Here is a 19,460-nt window from a genome sequence, read left to right as displayed (position 1 = left end):
CGCACCCACCCGGGCATCCATGTCCCCGTGGAAGATATGCAGATCCGTGCCACAGATCCCCACGAACGCCGGAGCCACCACCACCTCCCCCCGGCCCGGCGGCACCCCCTCCACCACAGCCGTGTCCAACACACGAGCAGACACATAACGAACAGAGAGTGCTTCTGACATGAGAGGAGTTCCTTCGAGAGTTCAGAGTCGGTAGAAGGCGGTGGCGGAACCCGCCAGAACGGCATCGGTCTCGGCGTCGGAGCATTCCGCCAACAGCCCCTGCACGGCGTCGCCCCAGCGGTTCCAGCCGCCGGCCAGCAGGCACAGCGGCCAGTCCGAACCGAACATGAGCCGCTCAGGGCCGAAGGCGGCGAGCAGCGTGTCCCACACCGGCCGGATGTCCTGTGACGACCAGGTCGCGTGGTCGGCCTCGGTGGCGAGGCCGGACACCTTGCACATCACATGCGGATGGGCGCCGAGAAGGCGCAGGTGCTTGGCCCAGTCGGCCAGATCTCCGTCCGCCAGGGGCGGTTTGCCCGCGTGGTCCAGTACCAGCCGCAGCTCCGGATGGCGCTCGGCGAGCCGTACCGCGGAAGGGAGTTGATGCGCTCGCACCAGAATGTCGTAGCCGAGTCCCCGCTCGTGGACCGCGCGCAGACCCCGGGCCACGTCCGGACGTTGCAGCCACCCGGGGTCGGCCTCTGCCTGGACGAGATGGCGCAGCGAACGCAGCCGTGTGCCGCCCGGCCCGGCGAGCAGGGCGTCGAGGGCGTCGCCGATCGAGGGGGAGGTCAGGTCCGCCCAGCCGACGACGGCACCGATCAGGGGATTCCGGTCGGCCAGGGCGAGAAGGTCCTCGGTCTCGGGTACGGAGGCCGTGCACTGCACGACCACGGTTGTCGTCAGGGAACGCCCCGCGATCCGGTGGGTCGCCTGGGCGCTCAGGTCGTCCACGGTGAAGGACCGACGGATCGGTTCCAGTCCGGTCTCCCGCAGCCAGGGTTGCGGGCGGCGGTCGAGGTCCCAGACATGGTGGTGGGCGTCGACGAGGGTGGGGGAAGGAAGGCCGGACACGGAGTCTCCACGGAAGTGCTGGAGGGATGGGGAGGGACGGCTGGTGGTCCCGGATCGGGTGTGCCGGTTCGGCCACCGCTGCGACCGGTCGGTGTGGAACACCGGTCGCAGCGGGACCGCCGAGTCACACCGGGCGTGTCACTGGATGGTCCAGAGCTGGTTGGTCTGGTTCAGGGCCATCCACTGGTCGAGGGCCGCGCCGTTGCTGGTCGAGTTGTTGCCGACCTCGACGGCCTGCCTGGTCTCGAAGTTGCGGATGACGTAGCCGCCGTTCGTCGACTCGAAGTACCACAATTGGTTGTTGCCGCCGTTGTAGGTCCACTGGACGAGCGGTGTTCCCTTGTTGTGGGACTTGTTGTTGACGTCGAGGACCTTGCCGCTGTTGCGGTTGACGATCTTGAAGAGGTTTCCGCTGACGCGGACGATGTTCCACTGCTGGTTGGTGCCCGAGTTGCCCGCCCACTGGTCCACGGTTCCGCCGTCGGCGGTGGAGCTGTTGTAGACCTCAGCGAGCAGGCCGCTGTTCATGTTCTTGATCGTGTAGTTGGTCGACGGGGTGAAGGTCGGTGTCGTGACCGAGTCCTCCTGTGCACCGCCGGCCTGCTGCACGCTGAAGTCACCGATGAAGAAGTAGCCGCCGTCGGTCTTGGCGACCCGGACGTAGCGGACCTTCTGCCGTACATCGATCTTGGCCGTCAGGGTCGCCCCATACGGCAGGGTCGCGGAGTCCTGGCGACCCAGGACGGTGTAGCTGCCGAAGGCGGGGTCGTTGGAGCCGCGGATCTCGAAGTTGACGCGGGTGGCCGACTGGTCGAGGTCCTGCCGCGTGGTAAGCGAGAACTGTCCGAGCGCGTAAGCCTTGCCGAGGTCGACCTGCCACCACGCTGAGGTGTCGGTGGAGGTGGGGGACCAGCCCGTCGAGGGGTCGTTGTCGTTGGCCCGGTCGGCCGTCCAGCCCGAACTGTAGACGGAGGAGGAAGTGGTGCTCTTGCTGTAGGCGAGGTTGGTCTTCGCCAGCAGCCCCTGATAGGCGGGCTGCAGACCGGAGGCCTTCATGACCGAGGTGCCCGTGGTGGCGTTGCCGGTGAGGGTGACGTTGGACCCGTTCACGTTCTGCTGGATGAAGCCGTCGGTGCGCGAGAGGACGTTGTTCGCGACGGTCATGTTGTTGGAGCCCTCGTCCAGGTAGATGCCCGAGACGGCCGACCCGGGGCACGCGGTGGGTGAGCGCACGACGTCGTGGATGTAGTTCTCGTTGATGACCGTGCCGGGGTCGTTGGAGAGGTGGTAGATGCCGGCGGTGTCGCAGAGCTGGTTCACCACGTTGCTGATGCGGTTGTGGCTGACGGAGTTGGCGCCTTCGGCGTTGGCGGCGGACTGCCAGCCCCAGCCGAGGGAGATTCCGGCCCAGGGGGAGTCGGAGATGTCGTTGTGATCGATGGTGGTGCTGTTGACGAAGCCCGCGTTGATGCCGGCTGTGCCGAGGTAGTCCTGGCCGGTCCGGTTGATCAGGTTGTTGGTGACCGTGACCCCCTTGACCACTTCGCGTGTGTCCTCGCCCGCGGGGGAGGCGGGCGGGTTGTAGACCGTGTGGTACTCCACGGTGGGATCGGAGAACTTGCCGAGGGTGATGCCGTTGCCCGCGACGTCGGTGATGATGTTGCCGGTGACGGCGGAGTCGTGGACGCCGTGGTGCAGGTCCAGGGCGGTCGCGCCCATCTGCGTGAAGGTGTTGCCGGTGAAGGAGATGTGGTCGGCGTTCGCGGCCTGGACGCCGGCGGGTGGGCGGTTGACGTACTGGTTGTTGCTGGTGTCGGCGGAGATGTTGTAGTTGCCGCCCTGCGCGTTCAGCAGTCCGTTCTGGCTCGCCTCGGTCCAGTTGGTCTGGGCGAAGGTGATCCCGGAGAACTGGAGGTTGTGGACGGGGGAGTCCAGGTTGTCGCCCTTGATGTCGAAGAGCGTCTGCAGGGTCGGGACCTGCACTGCGGCCGTCGACATGTCCTCCCCGTCCCGGGGCAGGTAGTAGAGCGTCTGAGCGTTCGAGTCGAGATAGAATTCGCCGGGCTCGTTGAGGAACTCGTGCGCGTTCTCGAAGTGCAGCGGGGACCCGTTGGACAGCAGTGGATAGGGCCGCTTGAAGAGGATGCCCGCCTCATGGTCCTGGATCGAGACACTGGCCATGCCGTTGGCGGTCGTGTACGACTTCAGACGCAGGTAGTTCTCCGCCCACTGCAGCTGCAGCACCATCTCGACCCGGTCGAGGTGGTCCCAGTTGGCTATCTGGGAGCTGAGCACCTTCAGGACCTGGTTGGGCTTGTCACTCGCCTGGAGCTGGAAGTTGGAGCCGATGTCCGGGTAGCGGGCGCGGGTGGCGCGCACGCCGTCGACGTACAGCTGGCGGAAGTCGAGGGAGCCGACCGACGCCTTGTACTGGCCGTTGCCTGCCGAGGTCCAGCCGGTGATCGTGCGTCCGCTCGTGACGACGGGAGTTTCGGTTCCGTAGGCCTTCCAGATGACGTTGTGGCCGCCGGTGCCCGAGTCCGCCGTGGTGAAGCCGACCGTCGAGGTGAGCGGATATGTGCCTCCGCGCAGGTTGACGACGATGTCCCCAGCCATGTTCGAGTTCACCGCGCGTACCGCGTCACGGGCCTTCTGGATCGTCCTGAAGGCCGAGGAGGTGCTCGTTCCCGGGTTGCTGTCGCTGCCGCCCGAGGGGTCGACGTAGAAGTTGGTGTCGGCCGCCGCGTGCGCCGCCTGGGCGGGCAGCACGACGGCAGACGCCATCAGCAGGACCTGGACCAGTCCTGTGATGAGCCGTGCGGGTCTCATCCGATGTTTCTCCTTACCTGGGCAGCGCGGCGCGTGACGGACGGGCCCGCACGCGTCCACGCCTCAAGCGGGGCCGTCGGAGCCGTGATCCCTCAGGTGCCAGATCTCCGGTATGTCCGACCACTGCCCCCCGGTGCCCCGATCGGGCCAGGGCTCCTGGCACGGATCGGTCAGTTTCCACCACTCCTGGGTCTCGGGGTCGGCGGCGATCGACGCCATGTCCGCCTCGAAGTCCTCGCCGGCGTACTCGAAATAGGCGAAGAGGACGTCCTGGTGGAGGAAGATGCTGTAGTTGCGGATGTGAGCGCGGTGCAGCGCTGCCTCGACTCCGGGCCAGACGGCGGAGTGCACCGCGAGGTACTCGGCCCGGCGTTCCGGCCGGAGCCTGATGGTCTGGGCGATCCTCTTCACCGCGTGTCCTCCTCGGTCTCCGTCTCGGCGGCGGACGTCCCGGGGCGGTCGGTGGCGAAGGGGGTGCCGTAGGTGGGCCTGTGCGTGCGCAGGTCCAGGCGGAGCGTCAGCCGTATGCGGGTGGACGCGGGCAGGACGACCGTGAGCAGACTGCCGTCGACGGCGGCCTCGGCTTCGGTGACGACCGGCTCCCCGTGCCCGTAGTCGTACATGTCACCGACCCAGGCGTCGTCCTGGCAGGTGGTGTAGTGCACCGATCCGATCGTGTGCTCGGCGAAGGCGCCGGCCTGGACGACGACCGTGCGGGTGGACCCGGGAGAGAGGTTGACCAGTTCGACGGTGGTGGCTTCGGGGGCGATGGAGGTGACCAGGGCCGCGACCTCCGGCGGCAGACCCGGCCGGCCGGCGTCGGCGTCGTGGTACCGCACCCGTGCCTGCTGCAGACCGCCGTTGTAGAGGACCTGGGGGCCGCCCCAGGTCAGCTGGACCAGTGCCTCGGTCGCCACCGGGTTCGACTGCTGCCACAGGTGGATGTCGGCCTCCGGCACGTCCAGGTCGCGGTAACGCTCCATGCGGGCCAGCCGGTGGCGTACCTGGGCCTGGGCCGCGGCGAGGATCCGCTCCGGGTAGTCCGGGTCGTCACCGGCGAGGAAGGCGAACCAGGCCTCCTCGTGTCCTGACTCCTCCTTGGCCCGGTAGGAGCGAACGGTGCGCCAGTCGATGCCGGAGGCCTCACGCAGCTTCTCCAGCCGGGCCCGGTCGGACTCGGAGGCAGTGTGGTGCCACAGGGCCACCGGGACGGCGGGGGTGACCGGGTTGTAGTCGAACCACCCGGTGTCGTTCCTGCGGAACGGGACGTGCAGGGTCGGTGTGCCGATGTCGTCCGGGCCGAGCTGTGCCTGCCACTTCGACGGCAGGCTGGAGTCGGAATCGGCGAAGGCCATCACCTTGCCGTTCTCGACGACGGTTTCGAGGGTGGTCGTGACCATGTCCAGGAAGCCGTCGTCGCCGGTCACCGTGGCGGCGGCGAGCGCCGCCACGCATGCCGCGTGCCCCACGCTGTGCCAGCCGTGCGGCCAGGACCAGCCGTAGTGGCCGCCGTACCAGCGGCCCTCCAGGAGGCCGCCGACCACGCCGTCCGGGCCCACGTTGTCGGGCAGGATCCCGTCGTTGGCCTCCGCCCGCTCGCGCCACGCTCCGACGTACTCGGTGATCCAGTCGCGGTAGCGGTCCTCGCCGGACAGGATCCACGCGTTGAGGACCAGACCGGCGGCCGCCAGGTTCACGGCCGTGTCGCCCGTCCCCATGCGGTCACGCATCTCCTGGCCGAGCCGGGGATCTTCGGAGAGCGGGTGGTCCGGCGCGTCGGCCGGCAGGATCCAGTCGAGCGGGAAGCCGTAGGTCTCCGCCTCCTTGAGGAGCCAGGGGTAGACGTCGCCGTCGAACAGGCCGGTGCGGTCGAGGTCGCTGCCGTTGTGCGGGCGGGTGATGATGCGCCGCTCGGCGTCGTAGTTGCCCTTGGCGGGGTCGACGTACAACTCGGCGAACCGCAGGGCGCGTTCGGCCCAGCGCTCAGGGGCGGCCATGCACAGGAAGTAGAGCAGCAGCAGGCTCTCGCCCTGGTGGAACCAGTCGTAGCCGCGCTCGTACTCGTCCTTGAGCATGCCCAGTTCGGTCAGCTGCCGGGTCACTCCCTCCCAGTGCTTCTCGCTGGCGGGCAGCAGGTCGTCGGCGCCGCCGAGGAGGTACAGCTGCGGCCAGTTGAAGAACACCTCGTAGAAGTCGTCCACGCCGTCGCGTGTGGTGAGCTCGCCGCCGTATCTCAGACGCCCGTCAGGGCCGGTGAAGTCGCGGGCGAAGCGTCGCCAGGCGTGGTCGAGCAGGTCGAACAGGGCACGCTGGGCAACGGCCCAGCCGGGGGGTTCGAGCAGCGGGACGCGGGCTCGCAGTTCTGGCGAGACATGAGGCGAGGGGGCCTCGCCGGAGGCATGGCCGGCCGGAGTGAGGGACATGGAACGGTCTCCGTTCGGGTGGGGGAGGCGCCTGACGGGTGGCGGTGGCCGGACCCGGGCCGCGGATCAGAACGTCATTCCTTGGTGGCGCCCGCAAGCATCCCCGCGACAAGGAAGCGCTGGGAGAAGAGGAAGACGACCAGGACGGGGGTGATGGCCAGCAGGGTGGCCAGCGCGAGCTGGGGCCGCTCGATCGCGAGGGAGCCGACCGTCGGGTTGAAGGACGGGACACTGCTGAGCAGGGTGCCGACCCCCACCTGTACGGGCATCTGGTCGCTCTCCGGGAGCATCACGTACGGCAGGAAGTAGTTGGTCCAGTTGGCCACGAAGCTGAAGAATCCGACGAGTGCGACGACGGGTGTGGCGAGGGGGAGGGCGATGTGCCGGAACACCCCGAACTCGCTGCAGCCGTCCATGCGCGCGGCGGCCAGCAGGTCCTTGGGGACCGCGGTGGTGAAGTAGATGTAGGTCAGGTACACGCCGAACGGATAGAACGAGTACGGCAGGACGATCGACCACATCGTGCCGATCAGGTGTACCGCGTTGATCTCCAGGAACAGCGGCACCACCAGGGTCGCGTTCGGCATCAGCATCACGACCAGTGTCGAGACCAGCAGCACGTGCCGGCCCCGGAACTCCGTCATCGCCAGCGCGTATCCCGCGGGCACGGCCACACACAGCGTGATGACCAGCGAGACGCCCGCGTAGAGGGCGGAGTTGCCCAGCCAGATCAGGATCGCGCCGTCCTGGAACGAGTCGAGCGCGTGCCAGTTGGCCTTCAGCGCGTGCCAGGATCCGAACGAGAGCGGGTTGCCGTGGACGAGCTGCTGGTCCGTCTTGGTCGCGGCCAGGAGGAGCCAGAGCACCGGCAGGACGAAGAACACGGTGAACGCCAGGAGCACGGCGGCCACCATCAGTCGGGACCCCTGTCGGCGCGCGAGGGCGGGACGCGGCCGGGGCGTCTTGTGCGGCAGGGGGCTCGGGCTCACGGTGGTCTCTCCGGGGCGCGGACGCACGGCGGGGCTCTGGGCGGTCTCAGTCGGCATCGAAGAATCCCGATCGTGTGACGAACAGGGCGGCGGCCGAGAGGCTGACGACCAGGAGCTCGACGGAGACGGCCGCGGCGCCGTTGATGTTGTTCATCTGGAAGGCGAAGTCGTACGACAACTGGTTGAGCGAGTAGTCGCGCCCGGCCACTCCGACGCTGGCCAGGGACAGCAGCTGGGGTTCGACGAACAGCTGCGCGCCACCGGCGAAGGCGAGGATGACCATGTAGACGATCCACTTGCGCAGCATGGGGATCTGTACCCGCCACGCCGTCTGCCAGGGCCCCGCGCCATCGATGCGGGCGGCCTCCATCACGTCCCTCGGAATGTTGTTCAGCGCGCCGTAGATGACGACGATCCAGCCGCCCGCGCCGGTCCAGAAGGCGATGAGGGTGAACAGTATCGGCAGATGTCCAGGGGCGATGACCTGACCGAAGGTGTCGTAACCCAGGGCGCCCAGCAGGGCGGAGACCGGGCTGACCGTCGGGTCGAGCATGAACAGCCACACCAGCACACTCGCGGCGCCGGCGAGTGCGCCGGGGATGTAGAAGAGGAACCGGAGCGCCTTGCTCGCCGCCCCGGACGCCAGCCGGTGCAGCAGCAGGGCCAGCCCCACCACGATGACGACCAGCGAGGCCAGCCAGAACAGGAGGTAGAGCGCCACGTGGCCGATCGCGGGCACGAACCGGAAGTCCTGTGCCGTGGTGGTGAAGTTGTCGAAGCCGGTGAAGGCGCCCCCGGCGTCGCTGAAGGCGAAGTAGACGGCGTACGCGGTGGGCACGATGCCGAACGCGATCAGCAGGACCACGTAGGCGGCGACGAAGGCCATGCCGGCCCGGCTCTGCCGCGCGCCGCCGCGAGGGCGACGCGAGCCAGAGCCGGCCGAGGTGTGCGTCAGGGTCACTGGGAGACCTTGTATCCGTTGGACTGGGCGTACTTGACGATCGAGTCCTTCCAGGCCGGCAGCAGCGAGACGATGCTCTTGCCCTGGGTCAGGCCCGGCTTGACGGTGGCGGCCCAGATGGCCTCCTGGCTGAACTGGCCGGAGCCCCAGCCGGACCACACCTGGGTCGAGGCGTCCTTGAGGACGCCGATGTCGCCCGCGAAGTAGCCCGAGTCGTTCTGCTGCTTGAGCCAGACCTCGGCGGCCGGCGCGTACGCCGGGAAGCCCGGGGCGAGCTTGCCCTGGTAGGCGTTGTCCGTGGTGACCCAGGTCAGGAAGTCGGTGGCCGCCTTGAGGTGCGCCGAGTGCTGCGACAGCAGCCAGGTGCCGCCGCCGACGTTGCCGGTGGACGGCGAGGTCTCGCCCTGCCACTGCGGCATGGGGGCCGCGCCGATGGTCTTGGCCGGCGTCTTGAAGGTGCCCTGGAACAGCGCGCCCCCGTACCAGGCCGGACCGGGCATCATCAGCACCTTGTCGGCCTTGTTCTTGCCGAAGTCGGTGCTGAACACCCCACTGATCGACATGGACTTGTTCGCGATGAGCCCGTCCATGAGCTTGGCCATCTTCGTGCAGTTCTCGCTGGTGGTGTTCACCGAGACGGCCTTGGGGCCGGTGATGTCGTTGGCGCCGCACTTGCTCGCCCAGAGGTAGATCTCCGGTGTGTAGGAGTCACCGGCGTCACCGACGAGGTACCCGGGGTGTTCCTTGGCCACCTTGTCGCCGAGCTTCTGGAAGTCCTCCCACGTCGTCGGCACCTGGTAGCCGAACTTCTTCATCAGTGGGGCGTTGTACCAGAGGACGGCCTGCGAGAGGTCGTTGCGCAGGCAGTAGACGGTTCCGTTCACCGTGCAGACGTTGTTGGCGCCCTTGGCGAACTTGCCGAGGGTGGCCTCGGGGATGAGGCCCTTGTTCAGCGGGGCCAGGAACTTCTGGTCGACCGCCCATGTGGCCTCGTTGTTCTGCGAGCTGAAGACGACGTCCGGCCAGCCCTTGCCGGTGCGGTCGAAGAGCTGGACCTTCGTCTGCAGGTAGTTCGACCCGTTGGCGTCACCGTCGTAGGTGACGATGTCCATCTTCACCTCGGGGTGTTCCTTCTGGTACAGGTTCGCGGCGGCCACCCGGGTCGAGTCCACCCACACGGTCAACGCGCCCTCCTTCTGCGGGACCTGGGCGAAGCCGTCCTTGGCGGTCGTCGCCGTGCCGCCGCCACCGCAGGCTGTCGCCGCCGCCAGCACTGTGGCGACGCACCCCGCCAGGAGCGCCGAGCGCTTCCCGGCCGACGCTCTTCTTCGGGCACCGGACTGCTTCATTGCGGTCATGTGTTACTCCACTACGTTGCGGGCGCCCGAGCAGAAGCGAAAAGGGCGGCGACCAGGTGACGCCGCGCGTGGCGGCGTCGGGGCACAGGCGTCACGGACGACTGCTTCCGTGCCTGTTGTCGGAAGAAATTAGGCGCCTCATATTGGCGTGGGTCAAGTAGATGAGCAGTCACATGTTTCATCAGTTCCGAGGATTTGGTGATGCTTATGTACTGAATTGCACGTTATTTGGCGTTATTGGTGTGGTGATCTTCAAGGAGAGTCATCTCTCCTCTCCCTTATAAGTACGATTCATTTGGCGAGTGAGGTAGCATGCGAGCGACTTCGAGGTGGCCAGGTGTGGTCCCTCGAGACCACCAGGGGAGGCAGAGCAGATGAGCGACACGTCCGAGGCCGCGGCGGTTGCGCCGACAGGAGAGGAGACGGTGCGCAATTACAGGCCGGGCTATGAACTGGTCGCGGAGCGGATCCTCGAGTTCATCGGTGAGTCGAGCCTGGTCCCGGGCGACAGGCTGCCCACGGAGAACGATCTCGCCGGGCGACTGGGCACCAGCCGGGCGGTGGTCCGGGAGGCCGTCAAGATCCTTTCGGCGCTGGGCCGTGTACGGGCGCACAAGGGGCGGGGCCTCTTCGTCGCGGACGACGAAGGCATGCTGACGGCAAGCCGCTGGGGCGGCTTCTTCCGGCCCACCGACCTCGACCACATCTTCATGCTGTTCGAGTTCCGCAGGGTGCAGGAAATGGCCGCGGCCACCCTGGCGGCCACCCGTGCGACGCCCGCCGATCTGCGGGCCATCGAAGTGGCTGTGGAGACATGTCGTCATGGTTTCGTCCACGACCAGGTCGAGGTGTTCAACCAGGCGGACGAGGACTTCCACGTCGCCGTCGCGGGGGCGGCGCGCAACAGCTTCCTCGTGGCTGCCGTGCGCGACGCCCGCCGCCTGCAGCGTCAGTCCAGCAACTTCGGGCTGCACGACACCCTCGGGCCTCGCTCCGAGGCCGCGGTCGAGGAGCATGCCGCGATCTACGAGGCCATCCGGGACGGCCGGCCCGAGGCCGCTGCCGACGCCACAGCTCTGCACCTCGACAGGACACTCGAGGACTACCGGCAGGAGATCCAGCGGAGGGTGTTCGGGTAGCGGGAGGGACGGGCGTGGTCAGGACGACCGCCGTGCGGAACGGCACTGGGCCCTTGTCGACGCGACGCGGCAGAGGAGCGAGGACTCGGCGCGGCGACCTACCGGGGCGAGACTGCGGCGGACCGCGCCTGGACCGGAAGGCCAGCGGCCTGCCTGCTCGGCCGTGGCTCTCCGTCCGGCGACGTGGCGGCGGGGAATTCGTGGAGTCCGTCCCCCGTCGGGCCGGTCCCGCTTCGGAGTCGGCGGCGAACCGCCCGCGGGGACCGCTCGACGCGGTCCCGAGCGGGCGCGATCATGTGCCGAGGCCCCAGTGCGCAGCGATGTCGAGAGGTGGTTCGTGGACATCCCGTGGGTCCGGACCGACCAGGTGGGTGGTTCCGGTGGGCGAGCCAGCGAGGTCGTGAGCCGGCCAGCCCGGATCGCCGGTCCGCAGGAACCGGCTCCAGGCGGTGGCGAGTTGGTCGCGGACGGCCCGGTTGTCGGGGGTATCGATGTCCAGGGCCGTGAGTCTGTCACCGAGGTAGAACGCCTCGGCGCCGTGGAACGCGCCTGTGCCGGCTCCGAAGGGTTCGGCGGACAGGAGGTAGCTGTGGGCGGGGCCGCCGGCCGCGACCTGGGTGCGGGCGAGCCGGGCGGACGGGACGCGGTAGACGGCGTCGCTGAGGAACAGCGTACGCAGGTCGCGCAGTTCGTCCGGTGCCGCGGCAGAGGTGCCGCCGGGCCGGGGGGCCGCGGCCCGCAGCCGTACGCGGTACGCCTCCAGGAGGGCCGGCGGGTCGACGACGTTTGCCCGGGCCATCTCGGCCGTCAGGGCGTCCTCGTCGGCTGGACGGTAGCCAGCACCACCGAGCTCCGCCCACATCCGGATCTCGTCGCGGTTGGCGCCGATCAGGAGCGGGATGCCGACGGCGGCTCCGGCCGCGACGGCGTCGAGGGGGCGTGCAGGCAGCACCGTGCCGTCGTGGACCACGCCCCAGATGCGTCCGCCCGGCAGGTTACGACGGCCGATGTCGGAGTCGACGACGGAGGACTGCGCGTCGAGGATGCGGCCGAGCGAGGCGGTCGCCAGTTCGTCGAGGGATGCGACGCCCGCAGCGGAGAGGAAGTTCTCGGTGAGTGCCCGCGCGATGTCGGGGGACTGCACGCGCGTGACACTGCCGCTCTGCAGGATCGCCTTGTGGAACAGACCCTTCGCGTCCGGGAGCGCCAGCAGCGCCCCGACGGAGAACGCGCCGGCCGATGCACCGGCGACCGTGACATTGCCGGGGTCGCCGCCGAAACGGCCGGCGTTGTCGCGGATCCAGCGCAGGGCGGCCGTCTGGTCCTGGAGGCCGAGGTTGGCGCTCGCTGCCCACCGGTCGCCGCCCGGTCCCGCCGGGTGGAGCCAACCGAGCGCCCCCACGCGGTAGTTCGCGGCCACCACGACCGCGCCGGTCAGCCGGGAGAGCGCCGCGCCGTCGAAGCTCGGCGGCGACGCCGTGCCGGTCTCGAACCCTCCTCCGTAGATCCACATCAGCACGGGCAGTCGGCCTTCGAGGCAGGGGGTCCACACGTTCAGGTACAGGCAGTCCTCGGAGAATGTGCCGTCGGCGGCGCCGAGGGCCCGGGCGACGCCGACCGCGTGGGGACCGAGCGCCTCCAGCTCGGGTGTGATCCCGGCGTGCTGAGCCGGTGCCGCCGGGAACCCCGCGGCGTCGCGGACACCGGACCACGGCACGGCGGGCTCCGGCGGTCGCAGCCGCAGCCCGCCCACGGGGGGAGCGGCGAAGGGGATTCCGGCGAAGCACAGGCCCTCGTCGGCGGAGACTCCGCGGACCGCTCCGTGGGTGGTCGCCACCACCGGGCGCGCGATCGTGTGGGGGTCAAGCATCTTGTTTCCGCCTTTCACAGTCGGGTTCGCGCGGGTGCCGGCACCGTGGGCTGCCCGTCCGACGACCCGTCGGGCAGCTCCATCTCCAACAGACACATGGCCAGGGCCTTGCCGTGCGCGTCCAGGGCCAGGGAACGGGTCACCCCGCCGTCCAGTGCGTCCTCCAGGACGAACTTCAATGCTGCCAGCCCTGCCACCTCGTAGCGCCGCACGGTACCCCGGGCGACGTCTGCCAGATGGGCGCGCACCCGGTCCGCCGTCACCTGGTCGCGCAGCAGCGGGAAGTCGGCCGGGCGGCGGGCGATCACGGTGATGTCCGCGCACGTGCCCTTGTCCCCCGACCGGGCGTCGGCGAAGTCGTACAGTCTCATCGGTTCAGGCCTTCAGCAGGTGGACGTCGGTGCGCACCAGATGGCGCGGCAACATGACGGAGGCCACGGCGATGTTCTCCCGCGCGGAACGTGTCGCCCCAGCCCCGCCGGCCGGACCGTTCAGCCACAGCGCCGTCACCTCCCGCCCCACCCGGCGGGCATCGGTCAGTGTGGCGGTACGTGCGGCGACCCGCGCACGGACCTCGGGTGCCGGGCGGTGGCCCGATCCGCCGCCGTCGGGGCCGCGGTGGACGGCGTCGACGCCGATCAGGTCGAACCGCGTCTCCGCACCGTCCAGACCGAGCAGTCGCAGACGTTCACGGACGATGTCCAGCGCGAGGCGCCCCCGGGCCTCCACGTTCGCGCCGGCGTAGGAGATCTGCCCCTCGCCGATGAAGCCGTCACGGTAGGCCACCGACACCTTCAGCCGGTCCGGGCGTGGTCCGCCGGAGATCCCCGACACGGCCACGCGGTCCTCGTCGACCCGCGTGATGCGGGCCCCGGAGAAGTCGGCCACCGTGTCCGGGGTTACGTACCCGGCGGGGTCGTGCACCTCGTACAACAGCTGCTCGGCGACGGTCGCCTCGGTCACCCGTCCGCCCGAGCCGGGCACCTTCGAGACGCTGAAGGAACCGTCGGCGCAGATGTCGGCGAAGGGGAAGCCGAGCCGCGCGAGTCCGGGCACCTCCTTCACCCCGGGATCGGCGAAGTAGCCGCCGGTGACCTGTCCCGCGCACTCCAGGAGGTGTCCCGCGGCCGTACCGCGTGCCAGCGTCTCCCAGTCGTCCTCGGCCCAGCCGAACTCGTGCACCATCGGTGCCAGGAACAGCGACGGGTCGGCCACCCGTCCGCACACCACCACGTCCGCGCCCGTCTGAAGCGCCTCCACCACTGGTCCGATGCCGAGGTACGCGTTGGCGGCGACGATCCCCTCGCCCAGCCCCGCGACCGTTCCCGAGGCGCCGGTCAACGGCAGATCCGACCCCCGGACGATGTCCAGCACGTCGTCCCCGGTCACCGCCGCGACCCGCAGCCCGTCCAGGCCGAGGCGGCGGGCGACATCGAGGATCGCACGGGCGGCGGCCAGCGGGTTGGCCGCGCCCATGTTGGTCACCACCCGCACGCCACGCGCCACGCACGGTGCGAGGACGGCTTCCATGCGCTCGACGAGCCACTCGTTGAACCCCGACTCCGCATCGGACAACCGTTCCAACTGGGCCAGTGCCACGGTCCGCTCGGCCAGGCACTCGAACACCAGGTAGTTCAGGGCGCCGCCCTCGACGAGCTCGACCGCAGGCTCCACCCGGTCGTCCGCGAACCCGGCGCCGCAGCCGATCCGCACCGTTCTCATCCGTGCCTCGTGGTCTGTTCGGGTCACACGGGGCGCGGGCCGCCCGCACGCCGTTCATACGGTCCGAAGGGCGACAGCACGGCCGTGTACTGATTGAAACGTTCCATGTGTCGGCCAAGGCTATGCGTGAAAACAGAATGCTGCAAGGTATTGGCATGCCGAGGACCGCGTGGACGGCTGCCGGGACGGTGGACACCCGCGGCGTCCGGGTGGCGGACCCGCCTCCGCGGCCGGCCCCCGGACCGGTCGGGCGGACCCGCCGTGCGTGGACCTCCCCGGCTCCGGCCCGCCTTCGCCGGGGCTCACCGGTCCTGGGTGCGGCCTTCGTAGTCGTGTCGGGCGGCGGCGATGGCGCCGTGGTGCGCGTCGGCCCACTCCACGAGGCCTATGACCGGCAGGAGGAACGAGTGCCCCAGCTCGGTCAGGGCGTACTCCACGCGAGGAGGTACCTCCGGGAAGACCGTGCGCCGTACGAATCCGTCCTGTTCGAGCTGGCGCAGGGTGCGCGCCAGCATCTGCTTCGAGATGTCGCCGATCTCCCGCGACAGCTCACTGAAGCGTTTCGTCCCGTCCGCCAGCGTCGTGACGACGAGCAGACTCCACTGGTCGCCGACCCGGTTCAGCACGTCGCGGACGACGCAGTGGGGATCGAGTGCGGTCTTCCGCTTCTCCAGGAAGCCCGACGCGGTGTGTGACATACGAGAGCCCTTCGTTCCCTCCCAGGGTCACACGGATGCGACCTGGTCTCGGCAAAGTTCCTTCTTGTGGGGCGTTTCGGCAGGTCATACGGTCGGTTTCACCGGGGACGCCGGATTCCGTCAAACATGACCACAGGGAAGTACTCATGAGCGAGGCCACAGGTTCCGCGGTGGCGGCGGTGCCGTCCCAGGACGAGGAGAACGCGGCGGTGGAGGGTGTGATCCGGCACCACGTGCTCGCCCTGAACAGCGCCGACGAAGACGCGATCGCCGCCGACTGGGCACCCTCCGGCACTCTGGTCGACGCCTTCCCGCCCTTCGTCTGGGAGGGCGACTCTCCGACGCGGAAGTGGTGGAGGGATCTGCGGGCCGCCATCGGGTCGGCGGGCCTGACCACGGTCGAGTTCGAACTCGGCGACTGGCAGCGGATCTCCGTCGCAGGCGACCACGCGTACGCCGTCGCCCACGCCAAGGCGGACGTCTTCGGCCCGGAACTCGCCGTCGAGGCACGGGGGACCTGGACGTTCGTGCTGACCAGGTCCGGCGAGCAGTGGAAGATCGTGTCGTGGAACTGGGGAGGGCCGCCGAACACGCCCGTCCGGCGCTGACGCCCACAGCGGTGCACTCCGTGGGGGCGCCGGGTTCTCCGGTGCCCCCAGCGGCGGCTCGGTGCCGTTCGCACCGGCCGGTGCAGGCCGGTGCGGTGGTACCGCGTCGCCGCGGTGCCGGGCGGCCCGCGCCGGGTGGCTCCCGAGGGGCAGCCGCGCGGCGCCGTGTGTTCCACGTCCTGCGGGACGTCAGTGGTCCTGGAAGAAGCGCCACATCAGCTGGTTCGCGCTGATCTCCTGGGTGACCGTTCCCAGCACGGGCGGCCACGGCACGGTCGCCCCCGGCCAGGTGTGGCCGCCCCCTTCGATGACGTACATGGTGACGTCGGCGCCCCCGCGGCAACCGGTGTGGTCGGTGCGGGTCACGTGTTCGGAGACCCTGGTGTCCCGGGGCTCCCGGCGGCAGCCGTCGAGGGCCGCCCATCGGTTCGTGGCGGCGACGGCGCCGTAACCCCAGTACGCCGCACCGCCGCCCGCGAACGGGTTGATCTGGTCGCCGGTGCCGGCGAACGCCAGGACCGGCACCGGCCGTCCGGGCGTACAGGTCTCGGGGTCGGGTACGAAGCCGCCGCCGGCCCCCGCCGTCGGAGCGCCCGCCCGCAGCCCCGCCACCGCTGCGATCGCCGCCACCCGGCCCGGATGGTCGCAGGCGTACTGCGACACCATCCGGGCGCCGCCGGAGTAGCCGGTCGCGTAGACCCTGCCCGCGTCGGCGCAGCCGGCGCGCACGAGCTGCGTGATCGTGTCGGTCAGGAACTGCTCGTCGTCCGGCCCGTCCCCGTCGGTGACGTGAGGCACGTTCCACTGGTATCCGGCGCCCACGACCATGGCGCCCTGGGGTGCGGCCACCAGGAAGCCCTCACTCTCGGCGGTCTCCTCCAACTGGCTGCCGTCCAGCTGATTGGCCGCGGTGCCCTGGCTGCCGTGCAGGTTGAGCACCAGGGGCAGTCGGCCGCGTACGGCCGTGCGGTGCGGTGCGTACACCACCACGAGCCGGTCCAGTCCGCCGGAACGGACGGTGAGGGTCGTGCGGCCCGGCTCCAGCGGGCAGCCGCGGTAGGCCGCGGTGCCGTCCTCGGCGGCTGCCGAGGACGGCACCATGACCGCGGCGGTGACAAGTGCGGCTGTCGCACAGGCGAACAGGGTGCGGAACAGGTGTCTGTGTCGGTACATGTGGCAACTCCCCTTGAACGCGGCTCGGGGCCCCGGCTGTGCCCGGGTCCGCGTGACCGCAGGGCCGGGCGGACCCGGGTGACGTCCGTCGGCGGAGGGTGAGGTCCGCCGGCCGGGCCGGGGTCGGCCGGAACCCTACTCCCTAATGCCGAACGTGACTAGGTTTTGGGGCGGTGGTCGTGCCGCTGTCGTGCGGGTGCCGTCGCCGCGGGGTGTTCGCCGCCCCGCGGCGACGGCGGTCCTCTGCCGACCGGTTTGGCCCCGTCGGCCGGGGCGTGCCGTCAGAACATGGTGTTGTCGTTCGCGGCGGTCGTCGGCACGCTCTGGATCACGTCCCAGTGCTCCACGACCTTGCCGTCGCGGATGCGGAAGATGTCCACGATGGCCAGGCCGGAGTCCCCGGGCGAGGGGACGAAGTGGCTGTGGAACGCCACCAGATCGCCCTCCGCGATGATCCTCTTCGGTCGGACCTCGAGCTGCGGGGACTGCTGGAACAGGCCGGCGAGACCGGCCCGCGCCCCTTCCGGGCCGTCCGCGATGCCGGGGTTGTGCTGGTGGTACTCGGGTGCCACATAGGCGTCGATGGCGGACAGGTCCTGGCGGACGAGCAGTCGGTCGTAGTAGTCGGCCGCCAGCTTCTTGTTGCGCTCGGTGAGCCATCGCTGTCCAGGGGCGGACGTCTGCGGCCGGCTGAGGGTGGAGAACATGTCGTTGCCGCTGACGGAGGTGGCGGGCACGTCCTCCAGTACGTCCCAGTGCTCGGCGATCTTCCCTCCCTGGAAGCGGAAGATGTCGACGACCGCGCTACCACGGGTGCCCGGCGTCGCGACGAGGTGGGAGTGCACGAGAACCAGGTCGCCCTCGGCGATGACGCGCTTCACCGAGTACGTGGCCCGCGGGAACTGCTGGTGGAAGGAGCGGCCGACCGCCTTGAGGGCCGCCGCGCCATCGCCGACCTGCGGATTGTGCTGGATGTAGTCCGCGCGCACGAACCGGTCGACGACACCGGTGTCGCCCCGCTCGAACACGCCCTTGAGGACCTGGACGGCGACGGACTTCTGGTGGGCGAGCCGGGAGCTGTCGCCCTGGTGGTGCTGCTGGGTGACGGTCGTGGTGGTGGCCGACGCGGCGGGAACGATGCCGACGGCGGTGAGTGCCACCGCCGCGAGTGCGGCGGTGGCGGCCCTGCGGGCGGAGGTGCGGGCAGACATGGACTCTCCTGAGTGGTTCCAAGATCGAAAGATGCTTACCACGAGGTAGCGCTAACCATTGGTAAGCGCCAGTCTGCCTGTAGGTGATGCTGTAAGGCAAGCCATTTCGCTGACGATGCAGCTAACTTCTCGCGAGTCCTGGGGAATTGATCCAGCATTTGTGGGGTTATGTCTTCTTTGCTCCACTATAGATTGGTGCCATGTCAGTGTTGTGGGGAGGGGTCAGTCGCTGCTGCGGGCCCTGCGGACCGGAACCGGTTTTCTGTCCTCGACGACGGTGTTGCTGATGGTGCCGAGGCCTTCCACCGTCATGGTCACCCTGTCGCCGGGGACGAGCGGGGGAGGGTCCAGCCTGCCCCGCCGGCCCCAGAACTCGGCGAGGCATCCGTTGCCGCGGGTGCCCGAGCCGAGCACGTCGCCCGGGCGGACCTCGGTGCCGCGGGAGGCGTACGACGTCATCTCCTCGAACGTCCAGGCCATGTTGGCGAGCCTGTCGCGACCGACGGTGACGCCGTTGACGTCGACGCGGAGTCCCAGGTCCAGGCGCCCTTCGTCATCGCGGTGGGCGTCGAGTTCGTCGGTCGTGACGAGCCAGGGCCCGAGGGTGGTCGCGGCGTCCTTCCCCTTCGTCGGGCCGAGCCCGACCTGCATCTCGAAGGCCTGCAGGTCGCGCGGTCCAGTCGTTGAGGATCGTGTAGCCGAGGATGTGGTCCCGGCCCTGCTCCGGGGTCAGGTCGCGGCCCGGTGCCGCCGATGACCGCGGCGACCTCCAGCTCGAAGTCGAACCTCCCGCAGCCGGGCGGCACGGGCACGTCGTCGCAGGCTCCCACGACGACGTACGGGTTGGTGAAGTAGAAGGCGGGCCGGGCGTACCACGCCGCCGGGATGTCGTCCCCGAACCCCCGCGCGACACCGGCCAGATGCTGCTCGAAGGCCATGAACTCGCGGATCACGTGGAGCAGGGCTACGAGGCCACGACGATGGAGCACATCGCAGATCGGGCCGACCTGTCACGGGCCACGGTCTTCAACCACTTCGCCCAGAAGGCGGGCATCATCGAGGAGTGGGGGTGCGACGGCGGGCGAGGGTCCTGGAGATCCTCCGGCGGGAACACGCGGAGCAACGGTCGGTAGGCGAGCGGCTCCGGCGCTACATCGGCGAACTGGCGACGCTGAACATCGACTCCCGTGCGGAGACGTCCTCATGGAGGCCTCGGCCCGGTTTGGACAGCTGCTGCGTGATCCGTCTCCCGAACGGGAACTCGCCCGCATCGTCGAGGACGGCGTACGGCGAGGAGAGGTCCGGCGGGGTGTGGACCCCGCCGAGGCGGGCTCGCTCATCGCGGCCTGATACTTCGCGAGCGTCCTGCGCTGGACGGCCGCCGACCCGGAGCCCTTCGACCTGCGCGAGCGCC

Annotated in this window: 17 protein-coding genes and 2 pseudogenes; 4 read left to right on the top strand and 15 right to left on the bottom strand. The window is 69.5% G+C overall.

Annotation, left to right across the window (positions count from 1 at the left end; genetic code table 11):
• The 8 genes and pseudogenes from ACLZN2_RS15330 to ACLZN2_RS15295 form a co-directional block, all read right to left on the bottom strand.
• Positions 1-171, bottom strand: a pseudogene (locus ACLZN2_RS15330) (Zn-dependent alcohol dehydrogenase); the annotation flags it as partial.
• Positions 172-192: 21 nt separating this feature from the next.
• Entirely contained in the window at positions 193-1,065 is an 873-nt protein-coding gene (locus ACLZN2_RS15325) for an amidohydrolase family protein (protein WP_416978999.1), read from the bottom strand.
• A gap of 138 nt (positions 1,066-1,203) precedes the next feature.
• A complete protein-coding gene (locus ACLZN2_RS15320) occupies positions 1,204-3,894 on the bottom strand; it encodes an RICIN domain-containing protein (RefSeq protein WP_416978998.1) in 2,691 nt (896 codons plus the stop codon).
• Between the two features lie 63 nt (positions 3,895-3,957).
• On the bottom strand, positions 3,958-4,305 hold the full coding sequence (locus ACLZN2_RS15315; RefSeq protein WP_416978997.1) for an L-rhamnose mutarotase: 348 nt from the start codon (positions 4,303-4,305) through the stop codon (positions 3,958-3,960).
• Entirely contained in the window at positions 4,302-6,317 is a 2,016-nt protein-coding gene (locus ACLZN2_RS15310) for a hypothetical protein (RefSeq protein WP_416978996.1), read from the bottom strand. Before ACLZN2_RS15310 ends, ACLZN2_RS15315 begins: the two co-directional genes overlap by 4 nt.
• A gap of 74 nt (positions 6,318-6,391) precedes the next feature.
• A complete protein-coding gene (locus ACLZN2_RS15305) occupies positions 6,392-7,231 on the bottom strand; it encodes a carbohydrate ABC transporter permease (RefSeq protein ID WP_416979006.1) in 840 nt (279 codons plus the stop codon).
• A 121-nt stretch (positions 7,232-7,352) separates the two neighbouring features.
• Positions 7,353-8,267, bottom strand: a complete 915-nt coding sequence (locus ACLZN2_RS15300; RefSeq protein ID WP_416978995.1) for a carbohydrate ABC transporter permease — start codon at positions 8,265-8,267, stop codon at positions 7,353-7,355.
• Positions 8,264-9,625: an ABC transporter substrate-binding protein gene (locus ACLZN2_RS15295; protein ID WP_416978994.1), complete on the bottom strand. Its 1,362-nt coding sequence runs from the start codon at positions 9,623-9,625 to the stop codon at positions 8,264-8,266. Before ACLZN2_RS15295 ends, ACLZN2_RS15300 begins: the two co-directional genes overlap by 4 nt.
• Before the next feature lie 374 nt (positions 9,626-9,999).
• Here ACLZN2_RS15295 and ACLZN2_RS15290 point away from each other — a divergent pair, with 374 nt between their 5' ends.
• On the top strand, positions 10,000-10,764 hold the full coding sequence (locus ACLZN2_RS15290) for a FadR/GntR family transcriptional regulator (RefSeq protein ID WP_416978993.1): 765 nt from the start codon (positions 10,000-10,002) through the stop codon (positions 10,762-10,764).
• A gap of 292 nt (positions 10,765-11,056) precedes the next feature.
• Here the strand turns inward: ACLZN2_RS15290 and ACLZN2_RS15285 are convergent, their stop codons facing one another.
• The 4 genes from ACLZN2_RS15285 to ACLZN2_RS15270 form a co-directional block, all read right to left on the bottom strand.
• A complete protein-coding gene (locus ACLZN2_RS15285; protein WP_416978992.1) occupies positions 11,057-12,634 on the bottom strand; it encodes a carboxylesterase/lipase family protein in 1,578 nt (525 codons plus the stop codon).
• Between the two features lie 14 nt (positions 12,635-12,648).
• The gene (locus ACLZN2_RS15280; protein ID WP_416978991.1) at positions 12,649-13,005 is read right to left on the bottom strand and encodes a hypothetical protein; all 357 of its coding nucleotides are present in this window, start codon (positions 13,003-13,005) and stop codon (positions 12,649-12,651) included.
• 4 nt (positions 13,006-13,009) lie between these two features.
• Positions 13,010-14,356, bottom strand: a complete 1,347-nt coding sequence (locus ACLZN2_RS15275) for an acyclic terpene utilization AtuA family protein (protein ID WP_416978990.1) — start codon at positions 14,354-14,356, stop codon at positions 13,010-13,012.
• Between the two features lie 302 nt (positions 14,357-14,658).
• Positions 14,659-15,054 carry a winged helix-turn-helix transcriptional regulator gene (locus ACLZN2_RS15270; RefSeq protein WP_416978989.1) on the bottom strand — a complete coding sequence of 132 codons (396 nt, stop codon included), beginning with the start codon at positions 15,052-15,054 and terminating at the stop codon, positions 14,659-14,661.
• 146 nt (positions 15,055-15,200) lie between these two features.
• Between ACLZN2_RS15270 and ACLZN2_RS15265 the strand changes: the two genes are divergently transcribed.
• Complete coding sequence (locus ACLZN2_RS15265; RefSeq protein ID WP_416978988.1) at positions 15,201-15,662, top strand: YybH family protein; 462 nt, start codon at positions 15,201-15,203, stop codon at positions 15,660-15,662.
• A gap of 189 nt (positions 15,663-15,851) precedes the next feature.
• On the opposite strand, the gene ACLZN2_RS15260 is transcribed toward ACLZN2_RS15265, so the two are convergent.
• The 3 genes and pseudogenes from ACLZN2_RS15260 to ACLZN2_RS15250 all read right to left on the bottom strand — a co-directional run.
• Positions 15,852-16,835 (bottom strand): alpha/beta hydrolase family esterase, encoded by a 984-nt coding sequence (locus ACLZN2_RS15260; protein ID WP_416978987.1) that lies wholly within the window; start codon positions 16,833-16,835, stop codon positions 15,852-15,854.
• Positions 16,836-17,116: 281 nt separating this feature from the next.
• Positions 17,117-18,046, bottom strand: a complete 930-nt coding sequence (locus tag ACLZN2_RS15255; RefSeq protein WP_416978986.1) for a nuclear transport factor 2 family protein — start codon at positions 18,044-18,046, stop codon at positions 17,117-17,119.
• Positions 18,047-18,268: 222 nt separating this feature from the next.
• A pseudogene (locus tag ACLZN2_RS15250) lies at positions 18,269-18,996 on the bottom strand (fumarylacetoacetate hydrolase family protein); the annotation flags it as partial.
• Here ACLZN2_RS15250 and ACLZN2_RS15245 point away from each other — a divergent pair.
• Positions 18,967-19,179: a helix-turn-helix domain-containing protein gene (locus ACLZN2_RS15245; protein ID WP_416978985.1), complete on the top strand. Its 213-nt coding sequence runs from the start codon at positions 18,967-18,969 to the stop codon at positions 19,177-19,179. The pseudogene ACLZN2_RS15250 and the gene ACLZN2_RS15245 sit on opposite strands and share 30 nt — an antisense overlap.
• A gap of 70 nt (positions 19,180-19,249) precedes the next feature.
• Positions 19,250-19,396, top strand: coding sequence for a hypothetical protein (locus ACLZN2_RS15240; protein ID WP_416978984.1), 147 nt, complete (start codon positions 19,250-19,252; stop codon positions 19,394-19,396).
• Positions 19,397-19,460 lie beyond the last annotated feature (64 nt).

Origin of the sequence: Streptomyces sp. T028 (genome assembly GCF_048159505.1) — a bacterium.
Taxonomy (GTDB): domain Bacteria; phylum Actinomycetota; class Actinomycetes; order Streptomycetales; family Streptomycetaceae; genus Streptomyces.
Note: the sequence above shows the minus strand (reverse complement) of the source record. Positions and strands in the feature narration are given on the sequence as shown.

Excerpts from the sequence above, each read along its gene's own strand:
- ACLZN2_RS15320 (WP_416978998.1), bottom strand. The coding sequence starts at position 3,894 with ATGAGACCCGCACGGCTCATCACAGGACTGGTCCAGGTCCTGCTGATG.
- ACLZN2_RS15310 (WP_416978996.1), bottom strand. The coding sequence starts at position 6,317 with ATGTCCCTCACTCCGGCCGGCCATGCCTCCGGCGAGGCCCCCTCGCCT.
- ACLZN2_RS15305 (WP_416979006.1), bottom strand. The coding sequence starts at position 7,231 with ATGGTGGCCGCCGTGCTCCTGGCGTTCACCGTGTTCTTCGTCCTGCCG.
- ACLZN2_RS15295 (WP_416978994.1), bottom strand. The coding sequence starts at position 9,625 with ATGACCGCAATGAAGCAGTCCGGTGCCCGAAGAAGAGCGTCGGCCGGG.
- ACLZN2_RS15290 (WP_416978993.1), top strand. The coding sequence starts at position 10,000 with ATGAGCGACACGTCCGAGGCCGCGGCGGTTGCGCCGACAGGAGAGGAG.
- ACLZN2_RS15285 (WP_416978992.1), bottom strand. The coding sequence starts at position 12,634 with ATGCTTGACCCCCACACGATCGCGCGCCCGGTGGTGGCGACCACCCAC.
- ACLZN2_RS15280 (WP_416978991.1), bottom strand. The coding sequence starts at position 13,005 with ATGAGACTGTACGACTTCGCCGACGCCCGGTCGGGGGACAAGGGCACG.
- ACLZN2_RS15275 (WP_416978990.1), bottom strand. The coding sequence starts at position 14,356 with ATGAGAACGGTGCGGATCGGCTGCGGCGCCGGGTTCGCGGACGACCGG.
- ACLZN2_RS15270 (WP_416978989.1), bottom strand. The coding sequence starts at position 15,054 with ATGTCACACACCGCGTCGGGCTTCCTGGAGAAGCGGAAGACCGCACTC.
- ACLZN2_RS15265 (WP_416978988.1), top strand. The coding sequence starts at position 15,201 with ATGAGCGAGGCCACAGGTTCCGCGGTGGCGGCGGTGCCGTCCCAGGAC.
- ACLZN2_RS15260 (WP_416978987.1), bottom strand. The coding sequence starts at position 16,835 with ATGTACCGACACAGACACCTGTTCCGCACCCTGTTCGCCTGTGCGACA.
- ACLZN2_RS15255 (WP_416978986.1), bottom strand. The coding sequence starts at position 18,046 with ATGTCTGCCCGCACCTCCGCCCGCAGGGCCGCCACCGCCGCACTCGCG.
- ACLZN2_RS15245 (WP_416978985.1), top strand. The coding sequence starts at position 18,967 with ATGCTGCTCGAAGGCCATGAACTCGCGGATCACGTGGAGCAGGGCTAC.
- ACLZN2_RS15240 (WP_416978984.1), top strand. The coding sequence starts at position 19,250 with ATGGAGGCCTCGGCCCGGTTTGGACAGCTGCTGCGTGATCCGTCTCCC.